14 protein-coding genes are annotated in these 16,826 nt (G+C 69.6%); 7 read left to right on the forward strand and 7 right to left on the reverse strand.

Going from position 1 to position 16,826, the window contains the following annotated elements:
• Window positions 1–235 precede the first annotated feature (235 nt).
• Window positions 236–637 (forward strand): ACT domain-containing protein, encoded by a 402-nt coding sequence (locus ACFVXE_RS15095; protein WP_389671570.1) that lies wholly within the window; start codon window positions 236–238, stop codon window positions 635–637.
• A 408-nt stretch (window positions 638–1,045) separates the two neighbouring features.
• A complete protein-coding gene (locus tag ACFVXE_RS15100; protein ID WP_030928952.1) occupies window positions 1,046–1,546 on the forward strand; it encodes a hypothetical protein in 501 nt (166 codons plus the stop codon).
• 176 nt (window positions 1,547–1,722) lie between these two features.
• On the opposite strand, the gene ACFVXE_RS15105 is transcribed toward ACFVXE_RS15100, so the two are convergent.
• Window positions 1,723–2,586 carry an NAD(P)H-binding protein gene (locus tag ACFVXE_RS15105; protein WP_389671571.1) on the reverse strand — a complete coding sequence of 288 codons (864 nt, stop codon included), beginning with the start codon at window positions 2,584–2,586 and terminating at the stop codon, window positions 1,723–1,725.
• Between the two features lie 122 nt (window positions 2,587–2,708).
• Between ACFVXE_RS15105 and ACFVXE_RS15110 the strand changes: the two genes are divergently transcribed.
• Complete coding sequence (locus ACFVXE_RS15110) at window positions 2,709–3,143, forward strand: MarR family winged helix-turn-helix transcriptional regulator (protein ID WP_389671572.1); 435 nt, start codon at window positions 2,709–2,711, stop codon at window positions 3,141–3,143.
• A 395-nt stretch (window positions 3,144–3,538) separates the two neighbouring features.
• Here ACFVXE_RS15110 and ACFVXE_RS15115 read toward each other — a convergent pair whose 3' ends face one another.
• Window positions 3,539–4,474 (reverse strand): alpha/beta fold hydrolase, encoded by a 936-nt coding sequence (locus tag ACFVXE_RS15115; RefSeq protein WP_389671573.1) that lies wholly within the window; start codon window positions 4,472–4,474, stop codon window positions 3,539–3,541.
• Window positions 4,475–4,983: 509 nt separating this feature from the next.
• Window positions 4,984–7,197, reverse strand: coding sequence for a germacradienol/geosmin synthase (locus tag ACFVXE_RS15120; protein ID WP_389671574.1), 2,214 nt, complete (start codon window positions 7,195–7,197; stop codon window positions 4,984–4,986).
• Between the two features lie 382 nt (window positions 7,198–7,579).
• Between ACFVXE_RS15120 and ACFVXE_RS15125 the strand changes: the two genes are divergently transcribed.
• Window positions 7,580–8,914, forward strand: a complete 1,335-nt coding sequence (locus ACFVXE_RS15125; protein ID WP_389671575.1) for an N-acetylmuramoyl-L-alanine amidase — start codon at window positions 7,580–7,582, stop codon at window positions 8,912–8,914.
• 195 nt (window positions 8,915–9,109) lie between these two features.
• Here the strand turns inward: ACFVXE_RS15125 and ACFVXE_RS15130 are convergent, their stop codons facing one another.
• Window positions 9,110–10,246 (reverse strand): aminoglycoside phosphotransferase family protein, encoded by a 1,137-nt coding sequence (locus ACFVXE_RS15130; protein ID WP_389671576.1) that lies wholly within the window; start codon window positions 10,244–10,246, stop codon window positions 9,110–9,112.
• 231 nt (window positions 10,247–10,477) lie between these two features.
• On the opposite strand from ACFVXE_RS15130, the gene ACFVXE_RS15135 reads away from it, so the two are divergent.
• Entirely contained in the window at window positions 10,478–11,974 is a 1,497-nt protein-coding gene (locus tag ACFVXE_RS15135) for a hypothetical protein (RefSeq protein WP_389671577.1), read from the forward strand.
• Window positions 11,975–12,106: 132 nt separating this feature from the next.
• Here the strand turns inward: ACFVXE_RS15135 and ACFVXE_RS15140 are convergent, their stop codons facing one another.
• Window positions 12,107–13,549 carry a PP2C family protein-serine/threonine phosphatase gene (locus ACFVXE_RS15140; protein WP_389671578.1) on the reverse strand — a complete coding sequence of 481 codons (1,443 nt, stop codon included), beginning with the start codon at window positions 13,547–13,549 and terminating at the stop codon, window positions 12,107–12,109.
• Between the two features lie 536 nt (window positions 13,550–14,085).
• On the opposite strand from ACFVXE_RS15140, the gene rpmG reads away from it, so the two are divergent.
• Both rpmG and ACFVXE_RS15150 read left to right on the forward strand, forming a co-directional pair.
• Entirely contained in the window at window positions 14,086–14,250 is a 165-nt protein-coding gene (rpmG, locus tag ACFVXE_RS15145; protein ID WP_389671579.1) for a 50S ribosomal protein L33, read from the forward strand.
• 89 nt (window positions 14,251–14,339) lie between these two features.
• Window positions 14,340–14,600 (forward strand): type B 50S ribosomal protein L31, encoded by a 261-nt coding sequence (locus ACFVXE_RS15150; protein WP_389671580.1) that lies wholly within the window; start codon window positions 14,340–14,342, stop codon window positions 14,598–14,600.
• A 164-nt stretch (window positions 14,601–14,764) separates the two neighbouring features.
• Here ACFVXE_RS15150 and ACFVXE_RS15155 read toward each other — a convergent pair whose 3' ends face one another.
• A complete protein-coding gene (locus ACFVXE_RS15155; protein ID WP_389671581.1) occupies window positions 14,765–15,442 on the reverse strand; it encodes a YoaK family protein in 678 nt (225 codons plus the stop codon).
• 305 nt (window positions 15,443–15,747) lie between these two features.
• Entirely contained in the window at window positions 15,748–16,803 is a 1,056-nt protein-coding gene (locus ACFVXE_RS15160; protein WP_389671582.1) for a phosphatidylinositol-specific phospholipase C domain-containing protein, read from the reverse strand.
• Window positions 16,804–16,826: the final 23 nt, after the last annotated feature.

Consider the following 16,826-nt stretch of genomic DNA (forward strand, 5'->3'; position numbering starts at 1 on the left):
ACCGTTCTCCGTGGAACGGCAGTTGAGACGCGTGTGCCGGCGCCGCGCGTCGCCCTGTCGGAACTCCACGGTCTGCGGCCGCACCCTGCGCAGCGTCCATCCCGGCGGTGCTCAATTCGTCCACCACCCCACGCCAGTGGTGCACGCCGTCCTGCGGCAATCGGGCCGGGTGGCCCGACACCACGAACGGAACCGCACGTCACACTCCCGGGGCCGCCGCAGTAGCGTGGTGATCATGACTGGCGAGCGTGATCTGCGAACCCTGCTGAGCGGCATGCGGCCGGAGCTGAACCCCGGCCGTCATGTCTTCACCACGATCCCCGACGGCACGGTGCCCGCCGGAGCCAACCCCGTGGTGACGGTCGCCGAGCGCGAGGGGCTGACTTTGGTGCTTCCGGAGGCGGAAGCCCTTGCCGCAGGGCTGGCCTACGACTACGTGGCTGCCTGGATCACCCTCCGTGTCCACTCCGCACTGGACGCCGTCGGACTCACCGCTGCCGTGGCACTCGCGCTCACCGACGCGGGGGTGAGCTGCAACGTGGTGGCGGGCTACCACCACGACCACCTGTTCGTTCCCCATGACCGCGGCGTCGAGGCGTTGGGCGTGCTTCAGGCGCTGGCGGCCGAGTCCGGCTGAGAGGTGCCCCGTGATCCCGGGCGGGCAGCCATGCGATCCCGCACCCGGCTGGCGCGGAACCGATGAACATCCGCCCGGTGAACCCTCTGCGAGAGGGCGGGCGCGCGAGGACACGGGCGTGGCCGGAGGATCGGCCGCGGGCATCACGGAACCGTTCGATCGGGGCAGTCGGAGCCGACCGGCAGAGGCTCGGCCGACACCGCGGCAGCGTCGACGGGCGCGGTCTCCTCGCGGGTGGGCACCTCGCGCGACACCGGCCAGGACGCCGACCTGGTGCGAGGGCCGGAGGACCGCGCCGGGCCGGGTCGCCCGAGCTCCCGTCGATCCGTTGTGGCCGGAGCGGAGCCCGCGGTCCGATGCGGCCGGGCCCGGCTACGCAACGTGAGCCGGGACACGTAACATGTCTGCATGTCCTTCCTCCGCCGCCGTAGCGCCGCCACACCCGCGGGCCCGGATTTCGACGTCCTGGCCATGGATCCCGGGGACTGGCCCGGAAATCTGGGTGCCGGTCTGCTGCCCGCCCCCGACGGGAGCTGCCAGGGCGTCTTCCTGCGCTACGACCTGTTCGGCGGCCGCGGACCCGCGATGATCATCGGTAATCTCCCGGAGGGTTCGCCCGCACGTGAGACCGAGGAGGGCCAGGTCCCCTTCGAGGTGGCCCAGCTGCTCCTCGCACTGGAGAACGACGAACCGGTCGAGGTGACCGGCACCGACGACATGCCCGTGATGCAGGGCGACAACCTGCTCATCGTGCGGCGCGTCAAGCTCTCCGAGACCCGGATCTCCTGCGTCCAGTTCGATCGCAGCGACGGGGTGCTCGTCACCATCGCCAGCTGGGACCGGCCCATCACCGATGATCTGTACACCCTGCTGAAGCCGCTGCCCGCCGAGCTCTTCCAGCAGGGCTGAAACGTCCCTGCGCCGGCAGTCCGCACCGACTGGGCGGTCACGGGGGGATTTCCCGTCCGAGCGCGCGGCCTCCGTCCTGACCGTGCGCGTTCGGAGGCGGTCGGGCGGGCGGCGCGGACCGGTACGGCGGGCGGACCGAACCGCAGTTTCGGAAGAGGGCGTGGCCGTCTCTCGGTTCAGGCGGTCGCAGCTCGTCGGAACGCGTCGGCGTTACGCGCGCACCAGTCCGCGAAAGTCCGCGGCTTGCGTCCGAGCAGTCGCTCGACGGTGTCCGTCCGGAACCCGACGGTGTCGGCGCGCATGAGTGTGAAGCCCTCGGTGACGGCGTCGGCGAGGGCCTGGGGCGCCCCGTCGGGGAAGCGGAACCGTACCGCCTCGTCCGGTGTGGTCACTTCCCGGACCTCGATGTCGCGGCCGATCGTCTCGGAGAGGACCCGGACCTGCTCGGTGACGGTGAACGTGTCGTCGCCGGTGAGGGCGTACTCCTTGTCCTGGTGGCCGGCCTCGGTGAGGACGAGGGCGGCCACCGCGGCGATGTCCGCGGGGTCGATCGGCGCGTGGCGGCCCGGGCCGACCGGGTCGAGGACGTGGTTTCCCTCGCGGATGGTGGGCAGCCAGTCGAAGGCGTTGGTCATGAAGCCGCCGGGCCGAAGGAATGTGGCGGGTATTGCGCAGGCGCGGATGATCTCCTCGCGTTCGTGATGCCAGCGGGCCATGGCGGGCAACGGGTCAAGGGTGACGTGGAGGGAAGACACGTGCACGATGTGGCTCACCCCGGCGGCCTCGGCGGCGGCGATGGCGGCGGCTGTGTAGTGGGTGCCGATGCCTTGGGTGAGCAGGAAGAGTTTGTCGACGCCGTCGAAGGCCGGCGCCAGCGTCGAGGGTTCCCCCAGGTCGCCGACGGCGCGCTCGGCGCGGTCGGACAGTCCGGCAGCGCGGGCGGGGTCACGGACGAGGAGACGTAACTTCGCGCCTTTCGTGTCGAGTTCGCGGGTGAGTTCTCGGCCGATGTTCCCGGTGGCTCCGGTGACCAGTATCATCGTGGCTCCCTGAAGTCGTTTGCCGTCTAATGAATCCAGAACGTTAGCCGGTGAATGATTAGCCGTCAACTGACTCGCTTGCTGCTTGGGCAGCCACTCCCTCACATGACCGAAAGGCCCCGATGCCTGAGTTCCTGGATCTGCACGGCAGAACGTCGAAGGTCCTCCGGGCCCTGGCCGACGCGGCCATGCGTCGCCATGGGCTGCACGTCGGACAGAACTACCTGCTCGCGATGTTGTGGGAGCGGGACGGCAGCACGCCCGGCGAAGTTGCTGCCACGTTGAACGTCACGACGCCCACCGTCGTCAAGATGGCTGACCGGATGACTGCGGCCGGACTGCTCACCCGTCGCCGAGACGACCGGGACAACCGTCTCGTCCGGCTCTGGCTCACCGACGCAGGGCGTGCGCTGCAGAAACCGGTCGAAGCGGAGCGGCGATTGATCGAGGAGAAGGTCACCGCGGATCTCACCGACACCGAACGCGAATCCCTCTTGAACGCCCTGGCGAAGGTCCACCGGGCGGCGAGCGAGCTGCTGAGCGAGTCCGCCGATTGAGGCGACGCATACGGCTACCACCGGTTCGAGGGCCCCGCCCGCCACGTGAGGGGCCCCGGGGCCCCTTCGTGACCCGCATCGCGATCGGGCGACGCGCCCTCGGACGCCCGATCCGGGATGGGGTATCCCCTGCTCGAACGGAGTTGAGAGCTTGGGGAAGGACGGCACCGCCCCCGCACGACCGGAGTGATCGTGCGGGGCACCGGACCGCCCAGGCCGGACCGGACATCCGGAGACGTGAGGAAACCCGCCCACCCGCCACGGACCGGCCCCCCGGAGGACCGCCGACGAGCGGGAAGCGAAAGTGGGAACCCAGCGCATCCAACACCGTTCGGGATGCGCCCAGTACGGAGCAGGGGGTTCGGGATTCACTCACGCGTACTGGTCAGGAACGGTCAGTGCTGTGTGGCGACCATGCTTTCGATCTCCTTGAGCACGAGGCCGGGACGGTCCTTCGGGACGTCATGGGAACTGCCCCTGGCGGTGACGAGCGTTCGGTGGGGCCCGTCCTGGACGAACGAGGCGGCGGCGTCCCGCCAGCGCTGGGCGTCCTCGGGGGACCCGTCGAACGGGGTCTTCTCCGAGACGATGACCGTCGCCGGTACCGCGTCCGGCCACGTGAGCTTGTGGTAGGCCTTGTTCGTCGAGACGAAGCTCTCCGCGGTCGAGATGAGCTGACGGTTCTGCGGCTTGTCCGGGTCCTTCTTCGCCGCGTCGACCTGGGGCTGGCTGAAGGCTACGAGTCGGGCGATCTCCTCGTCCGTGAAGAAGGGGGGCAGGTTGGCGTCGACGAGGAGCGCACCGGAGAGCATCTTCGGGTTGTCCTTGGCGAAGTAGGTCGCGATCTCGCCGGCCTGGGAGTGGGACACCAGGGTCACGTTCTTGGTGACGCCCAACTGCTGGAGCCCCGACTCGAGATCGCTGACGGCGCTCTCGACCTTCCACGGACCGGGCACCACGTCGCTCCTGCCGAGTCCGGCCCGGTCGTAGGTGATGACCGTGGCGCCGGTGGCCGCGTGCAGTTCGGGGACGAGATCCTTCCAGTAAGAGGAGTCCTCGCCGCCGCCGGAGTCCAGGACGATGGTGGGGCCGTGGCCCTGCGTGACGTGGAAGGCCAGACGGTGACCGCCGTTGTCGATCATGTGCAGCTTCGCTCCGCCTGCCCGGCTGGTCCCCGGCAAGGCGGACGAGATGGTGGATGGCGAGGACGGGTGCTCGGAGGCGGAGGCATGGTCGCTGCAGGCGGTGACGGCGCCGGCAGTCAACGCCAGCAGGGCGAGGACCGATAGGGCCCGGTTCGCGGACCGGCGGTTGGGCGTGGTGCGGGACATGAATGATCCTCCGGACTACGGGTGCTGTGGAGACTGCGATATCCATCATTCGGCGAATTGGTTGATCACAGAATCCGGCTGGCATGCGTGTCGGTGGTGCAGCTGATGCGAGTGCGTGCAGTGGGGTTAACCCCCGCAACCGGTCACTGGATTGGTGCCTCACGGGGGGGGAGACCGCTCAAGATGTTCGGCGCGGCCGGCCGGGCGGTGCACAACGGGACCGATCCGTAGGGCCTCACCGGGTCCACGACGGGGCCACCGCCGTCCGGTTCCCCGACCGTGACGACCCGGCCGACGACCGTCGCCACATCCCGCATCATTTCGCCCGCCACTCCGGGTGGACCGGTCCGCGGTCCGCGCGCCAGGGGTGGCTTCACCGTCGGCATCGAAGGGTCCGCCGGGCAGGCCCGCCGTGTGGTGAGCACGGCGAGCCGCAGCCGCTGAGCGACCGTCCACAGCTCGCTGTCGGCGAGCGGCGAGAGGGTCTTCAAGGCCCGGGCGGGCGGCCGTTACACCCTGGATCCCGAGGGCTGAGCGAACAGCGAGATCACCCGCGCAGCCGAGACGCCGAGCCCCGTGGGACCGCCGAGGTGCCACGGGGCACCGGAGCCCCGACGCAGATCCTGCTCGCGGTAGCGTCGGCAGTCCCGGTGCCAGATCAGGATGCCGGCGAGCCAGTGCTTGAGTTCCTGGACGTAACCCGCCAGGGTCTCCCTGGCCTCGGCGTCCAGCCCGAAGTCGTCGTACAGGACCGGGAGTTCCTGCTCGGCGACATGGAGGAACTGGCGCAGCCGCGAGTCCATCAGGTCGTGCACGATCGACACACCGGTCGGATAGTCGACGCCGAAGAAGTTCTGCACGACCAGGACGCCGTTGTGCACCTCCCCCTCGTACTCGATCTCCTTCTGGTACGAGAACAGGTCGTTGAGCAGCATGGCGTAATCCGACGCCGCGTTCTCCAGGGAGCGCATCGGGCCACTGCGGTAGACCTCCTCCGGTACCCTCCTGCCGTGCCCCAGCCGGCACAGGCTCATCGTGAGATCCGAGCCGAACGTCAGCCGGCGCATCTCGATGTAGTCCACCGGATCCGGGATCCGGTTCTGTGCCTGATTGGCCAGCTCCCACAGCCAGCTGGCCGTCATCGACTCCACGGTGGTACGGAACGCCCGCCGTCCGTCGTCGTCCATCGGGGCCGCGGTGCGTTCCCAGAGGTCGGCGAGACCGCGCTCCAGCGCGTTCACCGGCTCCGGCACCGCGGTACCGTCCAGCGGCATGAACATCGAGAGCCGCTCGTTGGCCAGCCGCGCCCCGACCAGATCCCGGGTCCGACCGTGTACCACCGGGAACCAGTCGTCGCCGTAGGTCCCCCAGGTCAGCCAGTGCGAGGAGAGATCCAGCTCGTCCGCGGTGGCGTCCGGGTGCAGCCCCGCCGCGCACAGCGGAAGATCGATCGCGACGAGTCGTTCCTCGTCCCAGATGTGTGAGCCCGGCACCCCCGGCTGCGCCTCCAGAATGCCCATCCGGCGCGACCATTCGACGTTGCGGACCCGTGCCTCGTCCAGATGGGGACTGAGCGTCGTGCCGAACGGCAGCTCGAAGTCGGGCAACAGCGAGGGGCCGACACGCTGGTACGGCACATGGGTGTGGCTGCGCAGCCGAGCCGACTCCGAACGGGGAGTGAACCGGATCGACGCGGCGGACATACCGAAGCCGATGGCGGCCTCACCGGCCCCGCCGTTGTTCATGTAACGGCTGGAGCGCATGTGCCATTCATGACCGCCGGACTGCCAGTCCTGCAGCCCCTTGACGTACGCGAGGACCGAGGCGGTCTCCGCCGGATCGAGCCCCTTCTCCGCGCACAACGGCCCGAGTTCGGTGAGCGCCGTGTTCTCGAACTGCTGGAGCCGCGAGGTCAGCAGATCGTTGACCGCCTCGGCGGCCTCCTGTGTGGAACAGCCCAGAAACGTCTCCAGCACCAGCACACCGTTGCTGTTCTCGCCCTCGTCCTCGACCTCCCGCTGGTACGAGAAGAGGTCGTTGCGCAGATGGACGCCGTCGGAGAAGGCGTCCCGCAGCACCCGCAGCGCCCGCTCCCCGGCCACCGGCTCCGGGACCTCGGCGCCCGCCGCGTACTCGACCAGCCCCGCCGACCAGGGGGCGCCGCCCACCTTGCGGCGCATCTCGATGTATTCGACGGGGTTCGCGATCCGGCCCTCGTTGATATTGGCGAGCTCCCACAGCGACTCGTTGAGCAGGTTCTCGGTCGCCTCGGCGAACCTGGCGCGCCAGCCGTCGGACATGTGCGGGACGGTCCGCGCCCACAGGTCGGCGAGTCCGGCCTCCACGGGATTCGTCGGCTCCGGCGTCGGCGCCCCGCGCTCCATCGGCATGAAGGCGGGCAGCCGGTCCAGGTACCTCTTGCCGCCGTCGCGGTCCGGGGTGCGCTTGAACAGCTCCAGGAAGTGGTCGTCGAAGAAGAACACCCACACGTACCAGTCGGTGACCAGCGACAACGCCTCCGCCGAGCAGTCGGGGTGGGTGTATGCGCAGAGCAGCGCGTAGTCGTGGGAGTCGAGGTCCTTCTCCTCCCAGATGCCGGACCCCTCCACCATCCCTATGCTGCGCGCCCAGCTCTTGGTGTGCTGCCGGGCCTCCTCGACGTGAGGGTTGAGCCGCGCCGGATACGGAACGTAGAAGTCCGGCAGGGTGAACGGCTGAGCCATGTGCGTCCGGCCTTTCCGAGAACCTCCGCGCGGGGGCCGCGCGGAACGGGGGTGTCCGCGCGAGCACTACCCTTCGGCCGTCCGGGGCACGCACATCAGGAATTAGTCACATAAAGAGTGCGTCGGGCCGATGGGTGCGCGTAGTCCCACGCCTTCGGGCCGCCTCCGTAAAACTCAGGTAACGTCCCACCGCCAGCGGCTGGTTGTGTCTCTCCCGTCGCAGGTCACACACCCTGCCAGTGGTCTGGTCCAGTGGCTGGCCGGTGAGCCCGTCTTGCGCTCTTGACGCGCCATCACCTCAGGTCACAGAGTGTGCGCGCACAGCGGAACCGGACCACGTACGACTTTCGATGCGCGGCGCTCAGCTCCAAGAAGGGTTGTCATGACGTCCAAGCAGAGGGCCAGACTCACTCTCGCCCTGACCACCGTCGGCGCACTGAGCTTCGCGCTGCTGGCCCCCGCGGCGCAGGCCGGCGCGGACGGGGTGCGGCCCGAGTGCCCGCGCGGCCTGGACTGCGACTGGGTCCCGGCGGCTTACCAGCAGACCGGTGATCCGGCCGACAAGGAGACGTACGGCAACTACGACACCGCGGACCGGCCGCACAGCAACAAGATCAAGTTCATAGTTCTGCATGACACCGAAGAAGACTTCGACACCACCCTGAAGATCTTCCAGAACCCGCTGAAGCAGACCTCCGCCCACTATGTGGTGCGCTCGGGCGACGGCCATGTCACCCAGATGGTCAAGGACAAGGACGTCGCCTGGCAGGCGGGCAACTGGTACGTCAACACGCACTCCATCGGGATAGAGCAGGAGGGCGTCGCTGCCGAGGGTGCCAAGTGGTACACCCCCGAGATGTACAAGTCGACGGCGAAGCTGGTGCGTTATCTCGCCGCCAAGTACGACATCCCGCTCGACCGCCAGCACATCATCGGCCACGACGGGGTGCCGCCCACCAGCACGGCCGGTACCAAGAGCATGCACTGGGACCCGGGACCGTACTGGGACTGGAACCGCTTCATGGCCCTGCTGGGCAAGCCGACGACCGTGCCGAGCGCCTCGAAGAACAGCCCGCTCATCACCGTCGGCCCCCGGTTCGCCGACAACGAGCAGGCGTTCCGCGACTGCGAGAAGAGCGTCGACCTCCCGGTCCAGGGCAGCAGCGCGGTACCGCTCCACACCGAACCCTCCCTGGACGCGCCGCTCTTCTCCGATCCGGGCCTGCACACCGACGGCTCGCCGGGCACCAACTGTGCGGCCGACTGGGGCAGCAAGATCAGCGCCACCCAGCAGGCCGTGGTCGCGGACCACGCGCCCGGCTGGACGGCGATCTGGTGGTACGGCAAGAAGGCGTGGCTTCAGACCCCGGCACACACCAGGACCACTGTGCCCACCGCCGGCTATGTCGTCCGCCCGAAGGCGGGCCGCACCGAGGTACCGGTGTACGGGGTGGCCTATCCGGAACAGTCCGAGTACCCGGCGGACTTCGCCGACAAGCGGGTGGGAACGGCGCTTCCGTACACCATCAAGGAGGGGCAGTCGTACCCCGGCGGAGGCGAGGCGCCGACCGGGTTCTTCTACGCGCCGACGATCGACGCCTCCTATCCGCTGGACCACTCCTACTTCAGGGGCCAGGAGAAGTACGTGACGGTGCAGATCGGGCACCGGATCGCGTTCGTGAAGGCCTCGGACGTGGACATCGTGCGCGCCCGGTGACGACCGGGGCACGAGCCCTGACCGCGCGCACCACATGCCGGTCGGGCTGAAGAAACGCCCTCGATCGCGGAGCAGGCCTGCAACCCAGGTCTGACCGCGATCGAGGGCATCGGGGGGCCGGGACGGTGTCCGCGCGATGCGAGCCCGGCGTGTCGGCACCGGACCCGCAGCGCATGTCCCCCGCGGAGAGCTGCGTCAGCGCGTGCCGACCGCAGCACGTACGGCCCGCCGGGCCATCGCGCAGTCGTCATGCAGCCGTCGCAACAGCAGACGCTGTTCCTCGCCCGACGACAGGGCACCCGGACGGTCCTGGCCGCCGCCCACGGGCGTGGCCTCCCGCATGGCACGCTGCACGGCGGTCTCGTAGGTACGGATCTCCCGCGTGAGTACGATCATCAGGTTGACCAGGAACGCGTCCCGCGCCGCCGGCCCGGCGGACTGCGCAAGCTGACTGATCTGACGCCGCGCCACCGGGGCGTCACCCAGCACCGTCCACAGCGTCGCCAGGTCGTATCCCGGCAGATACCAGCCCGCGTGCTCCCAGTCCACCAGTACCGGACCCGTCGGCGACAGCAGGATGTTGGAGAGCAGCGCGTCGCCGTGACAGAACTGCCCCATGCCCTGACGGCCACCGGCAAACGCCAGACCGTGCAGGAGCTTCTGCAGATCGCCCAGATCACGGTCGGTGAAGAGTCCGAGCTCGTGGTAGCGGGCGATGCGTGACGCATAGTCGAGCGGGGCCTCGAAGAGGCCCGCGGCCGGCCGCCACGCGTTGACCCGGCTGATCGCGCCGAGCGCGGCCCGCACATCGGCGCGGGGCGGAGCCTCCGCCGGGTGTCTCGTCAGCGCCGCCACCCGTCCCGGCATCCGCTCGATGACCAGGGTGCAGTTCTCCGGGTCCGCAGCGATCAGCCGCGGAACCCGGACCGGAGGGCGGTGCCGGACGAAGGCCCGGTATGCCGCTATCTCGTGGCGGAACCGCTCCGACCAGACGGGGGAGTGGTCCAGTAAACACTTGGCCACCGCCGTCGTCCGTCCGGTGGTGCCGACGATCAGCACCGACCGCCCGCTGCGGCGCAGTACCTGAACGGGATTGAACTCCGGGCAGATCCGGTGCACCGACGCGATCGCCATTCTCAGCTGTGCTCCCTGCGGGCCGGACAGGTCCAGGCGTCCGCTGAGCGGTCCGGCACCCGCACCGGCAGGACGCCGGGGCCGCACGGTGCCGGGCGCCGGCGACGCGGCGCGGGGGTCGAGGTACGGTCCGCCGCCCGCGCCCAGGGGACGGAGCGACCGGGGCGGGGCGGACACGGAGGACGATGCTGTGTACATGGGCGAGACAGATCCCTTCGTGCGCCGACAAGTTGCGTGCGCCGCCCCGGCCGGCGGCCGTTCGGCACCCTGGGGAGTACCTAGGGCTGCCGGGCGGGGTGGCGCTTTCCTACCTGACACCGGACCGCGGGTTGCGGACCATCTGGCGCACCCTGGCGAACCCTGGCGAATAGTCGCCCAGCATCTGACAGGGGGTTACTGTCAACACAGCCGAGAACCTGGGGGCTTGACGTGACCGGAGAACCCAACACCCGCCTTTCCGACCTGTTCGGCCTTGCCGGCTGGTCCAAGGGCGAACTCGCGAGAATGGTGAACCGGCAGGCGGCGGCCATGGGCTACCCGCAGCTGGCGACCGACACCTCGCGTGTGAGGCGCTGGATCGACATGGGGGAATCCCCCCGTGATCCCGTGCCCAAGGTGCTGGCTGCCCTGTTCACCGAGCGGCTCGGTCGTGTCGTGACCATCGAGGACCTCGGGTTCGGCCGGCGCGGGCGTGTGGGGAAGCGGGATGAGGTCGGGACGCAGCACAATCCCGACGGACTCCCGTGGGCGCCCGAACGGACGGCAGCGGTCCTCACCGAATTCACGGGAATGGACCTCATGCTCAACCGACGCGGCTTGGTGAGCGCGGGCGCCGCGCTCGCCGCTGGATCGACCATCACCGGCCCCATGCACGACTGGCTGCACACCGACCCCGTCCTGGCGGCCGACGCTCCACGGATCGACGATCCCTTCCACGCGGACCCCGCCGGTTTCGACCGGTACGAGGCCGCACCCATCGGATCGGAGGAGATCGAGGCGCTGGAACGGTCCGTCGAGGTGTTCCGTGCCTGGGACGCCTCCCGCGGCGGCGGACTCCAGCGCAAGGCGGTCGTGGGCCAGCTCAACGAGGTGGGCGGCATGCTCGCCTACCGTCACCCCGACCATCTGCAGCGCCGCCTCTGGGGCGTAGCCGCCAACCTCGCCGTACTCGCCGGGTGGATGTCGCACGACATCGGCCTCGAACCCACCGCGCAGAAGTACTTCGTCATCGCGGCCCATGCGGCACGCGAGGGCGGCGACCGCCCGCGCGCGGGCGAGGCACTCTCCCGGGCGGCGCGCCAGATGGTCCATCTGGGCCGTCCCGACGACGCTCTGGACCTGATGAAGCTCGCCAAGTCCGGCTCCGGAGACATGGTGCTGCCCCGTACCCAGGCGATGCTGCACACCATCGAGGCCTGGGCGCAGGCATCCATGGGCCTGGGCCAGGCGATGCGCCGCACTCTCGGCAAGGCCGAGGACCTCTTCGTGTCGGACAAGAGCGATGTGCCACCGCCCAGTTGGATGCAGCTGTTCGACGAGGCGGACCTGCACGGCATGCAAGCCCTGGCGTTCCGCACGCTCGCCGAACACGAACCGTCGGCGGCGATCATCGCGCAGCGCCACGCCAAGCAGGCGCTGGAACTGCGTGCCAACGGGCGCCAACGCTCCAAGATCTTCGACTACATCTCGCTCGCCTCGGCATGCTTCATCGCCGACGACCCGGAGCAGGCCGACCGTTACGCGCGGCTCGCGCTGGTGACGATGGGGGAGACCTCCTCGCATCGCACCTGGGACCGGCTGCGCGAAATGTACCGGCTCACCGGCCAGTTCGCGGGATACGCGAAGATCGAGGATCTGCGCGAGGAGCTCGAACGCGCCATGCCGCAGAGCACCGTCGTCAAGCGGCCCAGGCGTTCGGAGATCTGATCCGTGGCGCCGTGAAGACGGGCGCCGACCACATACCGTCCGAGCAGGCGTCCTGTCCGCCTGTGCCGTGTCGCTGTCTTTCCGGGCGCGTGCCGGGCCGTGCTCTCGTGCTCCGGCGCCTCTGTCGGGCGCTCAAGCCCCGATTCGGGCAACCAGCACGCAGGCATCGCCCAAGCGCTCGGTACCGCCGTACTCCTCGACGACGATCCGTACGCACTCCTGCGCGGAACGGGCCTCGGCGAGGCGCGGCGCGAGACTCAGCAGTGTCTCCTCCGGGCCCGCACCCCGGTCGCTGCGACGGGTCAGTCCGTCGGTGTGCAGAACCAGCACATCGCCGGGCAGCAGGGTCACTTCGTCCTGCTCGAAAGCCACTCCGGAAGCCGCGCCGAGCAGCACTCCGTCCGGTGGGGGCAGCGGCCGTCCTGCTCCGTTGCGGAACAGCAGCGGTGCGGGGTGGCCGGCCTGAGCCCAGGTGAGGGTGGCGGACACGGGGTCGAAGCGGCAGCAGATCGCGCTGCCGAGAGCGGGCTGGACCGACGATTCGAGTAACTGATTGAGATGGCCCATCAGGGCACCCGGGGCGATGCCGGCCACCGCCATTCCGCGCAGAGCGCCCAGCAGCATCGCCATGGCCGTGGTCGCAGGGATGCCGTGGCCGGTCAGATCGCCGACCGTGAGGAGCGTCCTGCCGTCCGGCAGTTGCAGCGCGTCGTACCAGTCACCCCCGATCAGATCGGTGGACTCGGACGGCAGATAGTGGGCCGCGACGTCCAGCGCACCGGGCCCCTGCTGCGGCAGTCGCAGCGATCCGCGCCACGGGGGAAGCACGGCCTCCTGCAGCTCCACCGCCATCCGGCGTTCGGTCCGGGCCATGTGTTGCTGGCGACGGACCGAATCGCGGGTCCGCAGCACCACGTTCTGGCTGCGTCGCAGTTCGCTGACGTCACGCAGCACAGCCCACATGGAGGCGGTGCAGCCGTCCGCGTCGAGAACGGGCTCGCCCATCATGTGCAGGGTACGGATCCGGCCGTCGGTCCGCAGGATGCGGAACTCGCCGTCTATCGGTTTCCCGTCCACCAGGCAGGCCGTCACCAGGGAGGTCAGCAGGGGCTGGTCCTCGGGGAGGAGTACGGACGGCAGCTCGTCCAGCGACAGGGGGTCCGACTGCGGGGGCCGGCCGAAGATCTGGAACAGCTCTTCCGACCAGCTGACCTCGTCGGTCAGCAGATCCCACTCGGCGCTTCCGACCCGGCTGAGGAGGGACCCGGGTTCTCTGCCGGTCCCCTGGGAGAGCTCCTGCTCCGGTTCCGCCGCGAGTTGCTCGGCGGTCTCCGGGGACAGGCCCTCCTTGAGCTGACCCAGATGTGCGCCGAGGGAGTCGAGCTGATTGACCGCCAGCTCACAGAGCGCGCGCTGCCAGCGCAGCTGCGGGTCGTCCTCGTCGACGAGCACGGCGTCGCGCCGCACGGCGTCCACATCGCCACGCAGCCGACGCGTCCGGTTGATCAACACGTCGACGGCGGCGCGCTCGGGCGGCTGTGGGGCGGGGCGGTCCGCAGACAGAGGGGACGGCATCTCGTACTCCGATACAGGCGCGGCACAACCAGGTCTGAAAGGCGACCGATGACGACTGTCGCACAGGCTGTGGGTGCCCGTAAGTGGTTTGGCAACACTCGATGCGTTCTTGCACCTGGCATATGTCAGCGGCTGTTCGGACCGTCGAAGTTTCGAACACCCTTGCTGTCGGCGGGTGTTGATGCAAGTCATCCGGTGGGTGCGGCGCTTTTCGGGCCCGCGTCGGCGCCTTCCGTACGCCGTGGCGCATCGACGCGGGGGCGTATGCGCCGCCTGAGGGAGTCGCCGGCTCCGGCGGTCCCGGCTGTCGCTCCGGTGGGCGAGCCGTGGTCGCCGACCCGAATCTGCCCGGGTGTAGGTGCCCGGGCCGCTCGCGGGCCCGTTTTCGCGGCCGGTGAGTCCCGTGCCGGGCGTCGCCGGGGGTCGGCGTCCGGCACGGGAATGCGACCGGACCCTGCCGCGTTACAGCATCAGAACGAAAACGATACCCATTCCCATCAGGGCGGATGGGGTCGGTGGAAGCCAGCGGAGATGTCATGGCACGCAGCGAAACCCGTCCCGTCGTCACTCTGAGGTCGACCGCCGGAACAGGTCAGACCTATGTGACCCGGAAGAACCGCCGCAACGACCCGGACCGGCTGGTGCTTCGCAAGTACGACCCCGCGGCCGGGCAGCATGTCCTCTTCCGTGAGGAGCGCTGACCCCTGCACCCGACCGGTGTCGGCAGTCCGTCCCCCGGCCTCAATGCTCTACGGCCTCAAGGTCTCCCAGCATCAAGGAAGGAACGCGCATGAAGTCCCGTATCCACCCCGTCTCCCGTCCGGTCGTCTTCCGCGACCGCGCCGCGGGAGTGGCCTTCCTGACCCGCTCGACCGCTGACGCCGATCAGCGCGTGGACTGGGAGGACGGCAACAGTTACCCGGTCATCGACGTGGAGACCTCGGCGGCGAGCCACCCGTTCTACACCGGTACCCACCGGGTGCTGGACACGGCGGGTCGGATCGAACAGTTCCGGCGCCGCTACGAGAACGCGGAGCCCACCGGGCGCTGAGGTCTCGTGTGCCGCGTCACAGTGAACGGTGCGGATTCCCGGGAACGCGACGGGATGGTTTATCGTTCACCTATATGTGGATGACGCGCACAGCGCCCACGCCCATGGCTGCCCCGGCTGGATTCCCCCGATTCGGCCGGGGCTTCTCCGTGTCCGCCCGTCCCTCACCTCCGGGACAAGCGTCTCGGCGCGACCTCGGCCAGCAACGCACCCGCCGCCAGCGCGGCGGCGACCGCGGCAGCCCCGTCCGGCCAGACCCGCACCATCGATGCCGTCCCTGCCGCGCCCGCCACCACCGCAAGCAGCCGGCCGGCCACCCAGCGGTCCCCCTCACGCGCTGCGCGCAGCGCCAACCGGCCGACGAGGGAGGTCAGGGTGCCGGTGAAATAGTTGGTCGGCGTCGCGCGGATGCGGCCCTGAATTCCCATCGCCACGGTGAAGATCACCAGCAGACCCAGCCGGCCCCCGTCGGACGTGACCGGACCCAGCCCCCACACCACGGCACCTGATGCGAGCAGCGCCACCTCGGTCAGCAGCATGAGCGACAGACGCCACCGCAGCCGCTCGCTCATCCACGCACCGCACACCACGCCGCAGCCGTACGAGACGAGAGCGGTCATCACCCGCTGCGCCACTCCGGCCTCCGTGGAACCGGCGGCGGAGGCCCCCAGCAGCACCAGATTGCCCGTCATCACCCCGGCGAAGACCTGGCCGACGCAGATGAACGCGAAGGCATCGGCTGCCCCGGAGGCGGCGGAGAGAAGTATCAGCATCCACTCGCTGCGCGGATCGCGCACGGAGTCCGTGCGGGGCCGTCCGGTGGACACGGGGGGAGTGGACACGCCTGACACCATAGGGTTCCGCGGTGCGACGGACACGTACCCTGCTCGCGACTCCCCAGCTTCCGTGATGCCGGCGGACGGGCCGTGTCGACAGGCGCTCCGGGGCGGCCGTCCTCCGCCAGGTGCCGGACGGGCCCCGCGGCGACGGCCGGGAGAGAGCCCACGTGCTCCCCGGCCGACCGTCGCCCCGAGACCGCTCACGACGTATCACCTGACCGCTCCTTGTGCCGCGGGTGACCGCGGCCGGGCGGTGATCGCGTCGTCCTGAACCGGATTTCCGGCAACGGTGGACCCGTCGGAATCCGTCAGCCGGCCGCGCGTGGCACGACGGTCGAGAGCACCGCAGTGAGTGCGTGCCAGTCCGCGGTGATGATGCTCGCGTGCCGCCCCGCCAGCAGGTCGAGCCGGTCCAGGGCCTGCGCCTGCGTCGGGTTCGTGCCGTCGATGGCGGGCGCCACGTTCTGCGCGTCGGTCATCACGACGAGGTACTGGTTCCGGGCGTACCACCCGGTGTCGACCGAGCCCCCGGTATAGGTGGCGGCATCGCCGTCGAACACCACGAACCAGGGCCGTATGGCCGCCTCCGTGTACCGATCGCGTGGGTCGCCGGACACGGCTCCGTGGACCGCGGGGAAGGCGGCAGCCTCTCTCAGCCGCCCGGCTGCCGAGAGGTCACGCAGGTGCGTGGCGTACTCCCGGTCGGTCCACAGCGAATCGAGGGGATTGCCCTCCTCCACCGTTCCGGGAATGAGCTCGACGACGAAACGCCCCGCCAGCGCGGTCCGGCTGGGCCAGCCGTCGGCCCGCACCGCTTCGTCGAGGGTGGTGTGGCCGGCGGCCAGATCGGCGGGGCGGAACAGCGCGTCGCCGAGCTTCGCGGACAGCAGAGCGTCCAGTTCGGCCGGTCCGCGACCGCTGTTGGCCTGGAAGCCGTCCTTGAGTTCGAGCTTCAGCATCACCGGGCGGTGGCCGGGGTGCGCGTCGTGCCACGCCCGGATGTCTGAGAGACAGCCCGCCAGATTCTGATTGCGTGACTTGGTGCGCAGTTCTGCCGCGGTCGCCGCGTTCTCGCAGTTGTTGTCGTTGCCGAGCGGATTGCTGTGGGAGACCCGCCAGGAGCTGCCGAAGGCGTTGGTCCATACATCGAGTTCGAGCAGCGCCGCCCCGGAGTCGAGTGCGTCGGCGAAGTAGGGGTACGTGGCCTTTTCATACGCGTTGTGCACACCGACGCCGGTGGTCGTCGAGTAGGCCGAATCACCCGTATCGGCCGACCGGGCGGTTCCCGAAGCCAGACCGACGGCGAGCAGACCGGCAGTCGCGGCCGTCACCCATCGGCGCCGTCCATGCCTTGTGCGTCCCATGGAGCTTCACCCTCATTCTTGAT

The organism is Streptomyces sp. NPDC058231 (genome assembly GCF_042882275.1).
Lineage (GTDB): Bacteria > Actinomycetota > Actinomycetes > Streptomycetales > Streptomycetaceae > Streptomyces.

What these genes read in the sequence shown, in the direction of transcription:
- ACFVXE_RS15095 (WP_389671570.1), top strand. Translation starts at nt 236, where the DNA reads ATGACTGGCGAGCGTGATCTGCGAACCCTGCTGAGCGGCATGCGGCCG.
- ACFVXE_RS15100 (WP_030928952.1), top strand. Translation starts at nt 1,046, where the DNA reads ATGTCCTTCCTCCGCCGCCGTAGCGCCGCCACACCCGCGGGCCCGGAT.
- ACFVXE_RS15105 (WP_389671571.1), bottom strand. Translation starts at nt 2,586, where the DNA reads ATGATACTGGTCACCGGAGCCACCGGGAACATCGGCCGAGAACTCACC.
- ACFVXE_RS15110 (WP_389671572.1), top strand. Translation starts at nt 2,709, where the DNA reads ATGCCTGAGTTCCTGGATCTGCACGGCAGAACGTCGAAGGTCCTCCGG.
- ACFVXE_RS15115 (WP_389671573.1), bottom strand. Translation starts at nt 4,474, where the DNA reads ATGTCCCGCACCACGCCCAACCGCCGGTCCGCGAACCGGGCCCTATCG.
- ACFVXE_RS15120 (WP_389671574.1), bottom strand. Translation starts at nt 7,197, where the DNA reads ATGGCTCAGCCGTTCACCCTGCCGGACTTCTACGTTCCGTATCCGGCG.
- ACFVXE_RS15125 (WP_389671575.1), top strand. Translation starts at nt 7,580, where the DNA reads ATGACGTCCAAGCAGAGGGCCAGACTCACTCTCGCCCTGACCACCGTC.
- ACFVXE_RS15130 (WP_389671576.1), bottom strand. Translation starts at nt 10,246, where the DNA reads ATGTACACAGCATCGTCCTCCGTGTCCGCCCCGCCCCGGTCGCTCCGT.
- ACFVXE_RS15140 (WP_389671578.1), bottom strand. Translation starts at nt 13,549, where the DNA reads ATGCCGTCCCCTCTGTCTGCGGACCGCCCCGCCCCACAGCCGCCCGAG.
- rpmG (WP_389671579.1), top strand. Translation starts at nt 14,086, where the DNA reads ATGGCACGCAGCGAAACCCGTCCCGTCGTCACTCTGAGGTCGACCGCC.
- ACFVXE_RS15150 (WP_389671580.1), top strand. Translation starts at nt 14,340, where the DNA reads ATGAAGTCCCGTATCCACCCCGTCTCCCGTCCGGTCGTCTTCCGCGAC.
- ACFVXE_RS15160 (WP_389671582.1), bottom strand. Translation starts at nt 16,803, where the DNA reads ATGGGACGCACAAGGCATGGACGGCGCCGATGGGTGACGGCCGCGACT.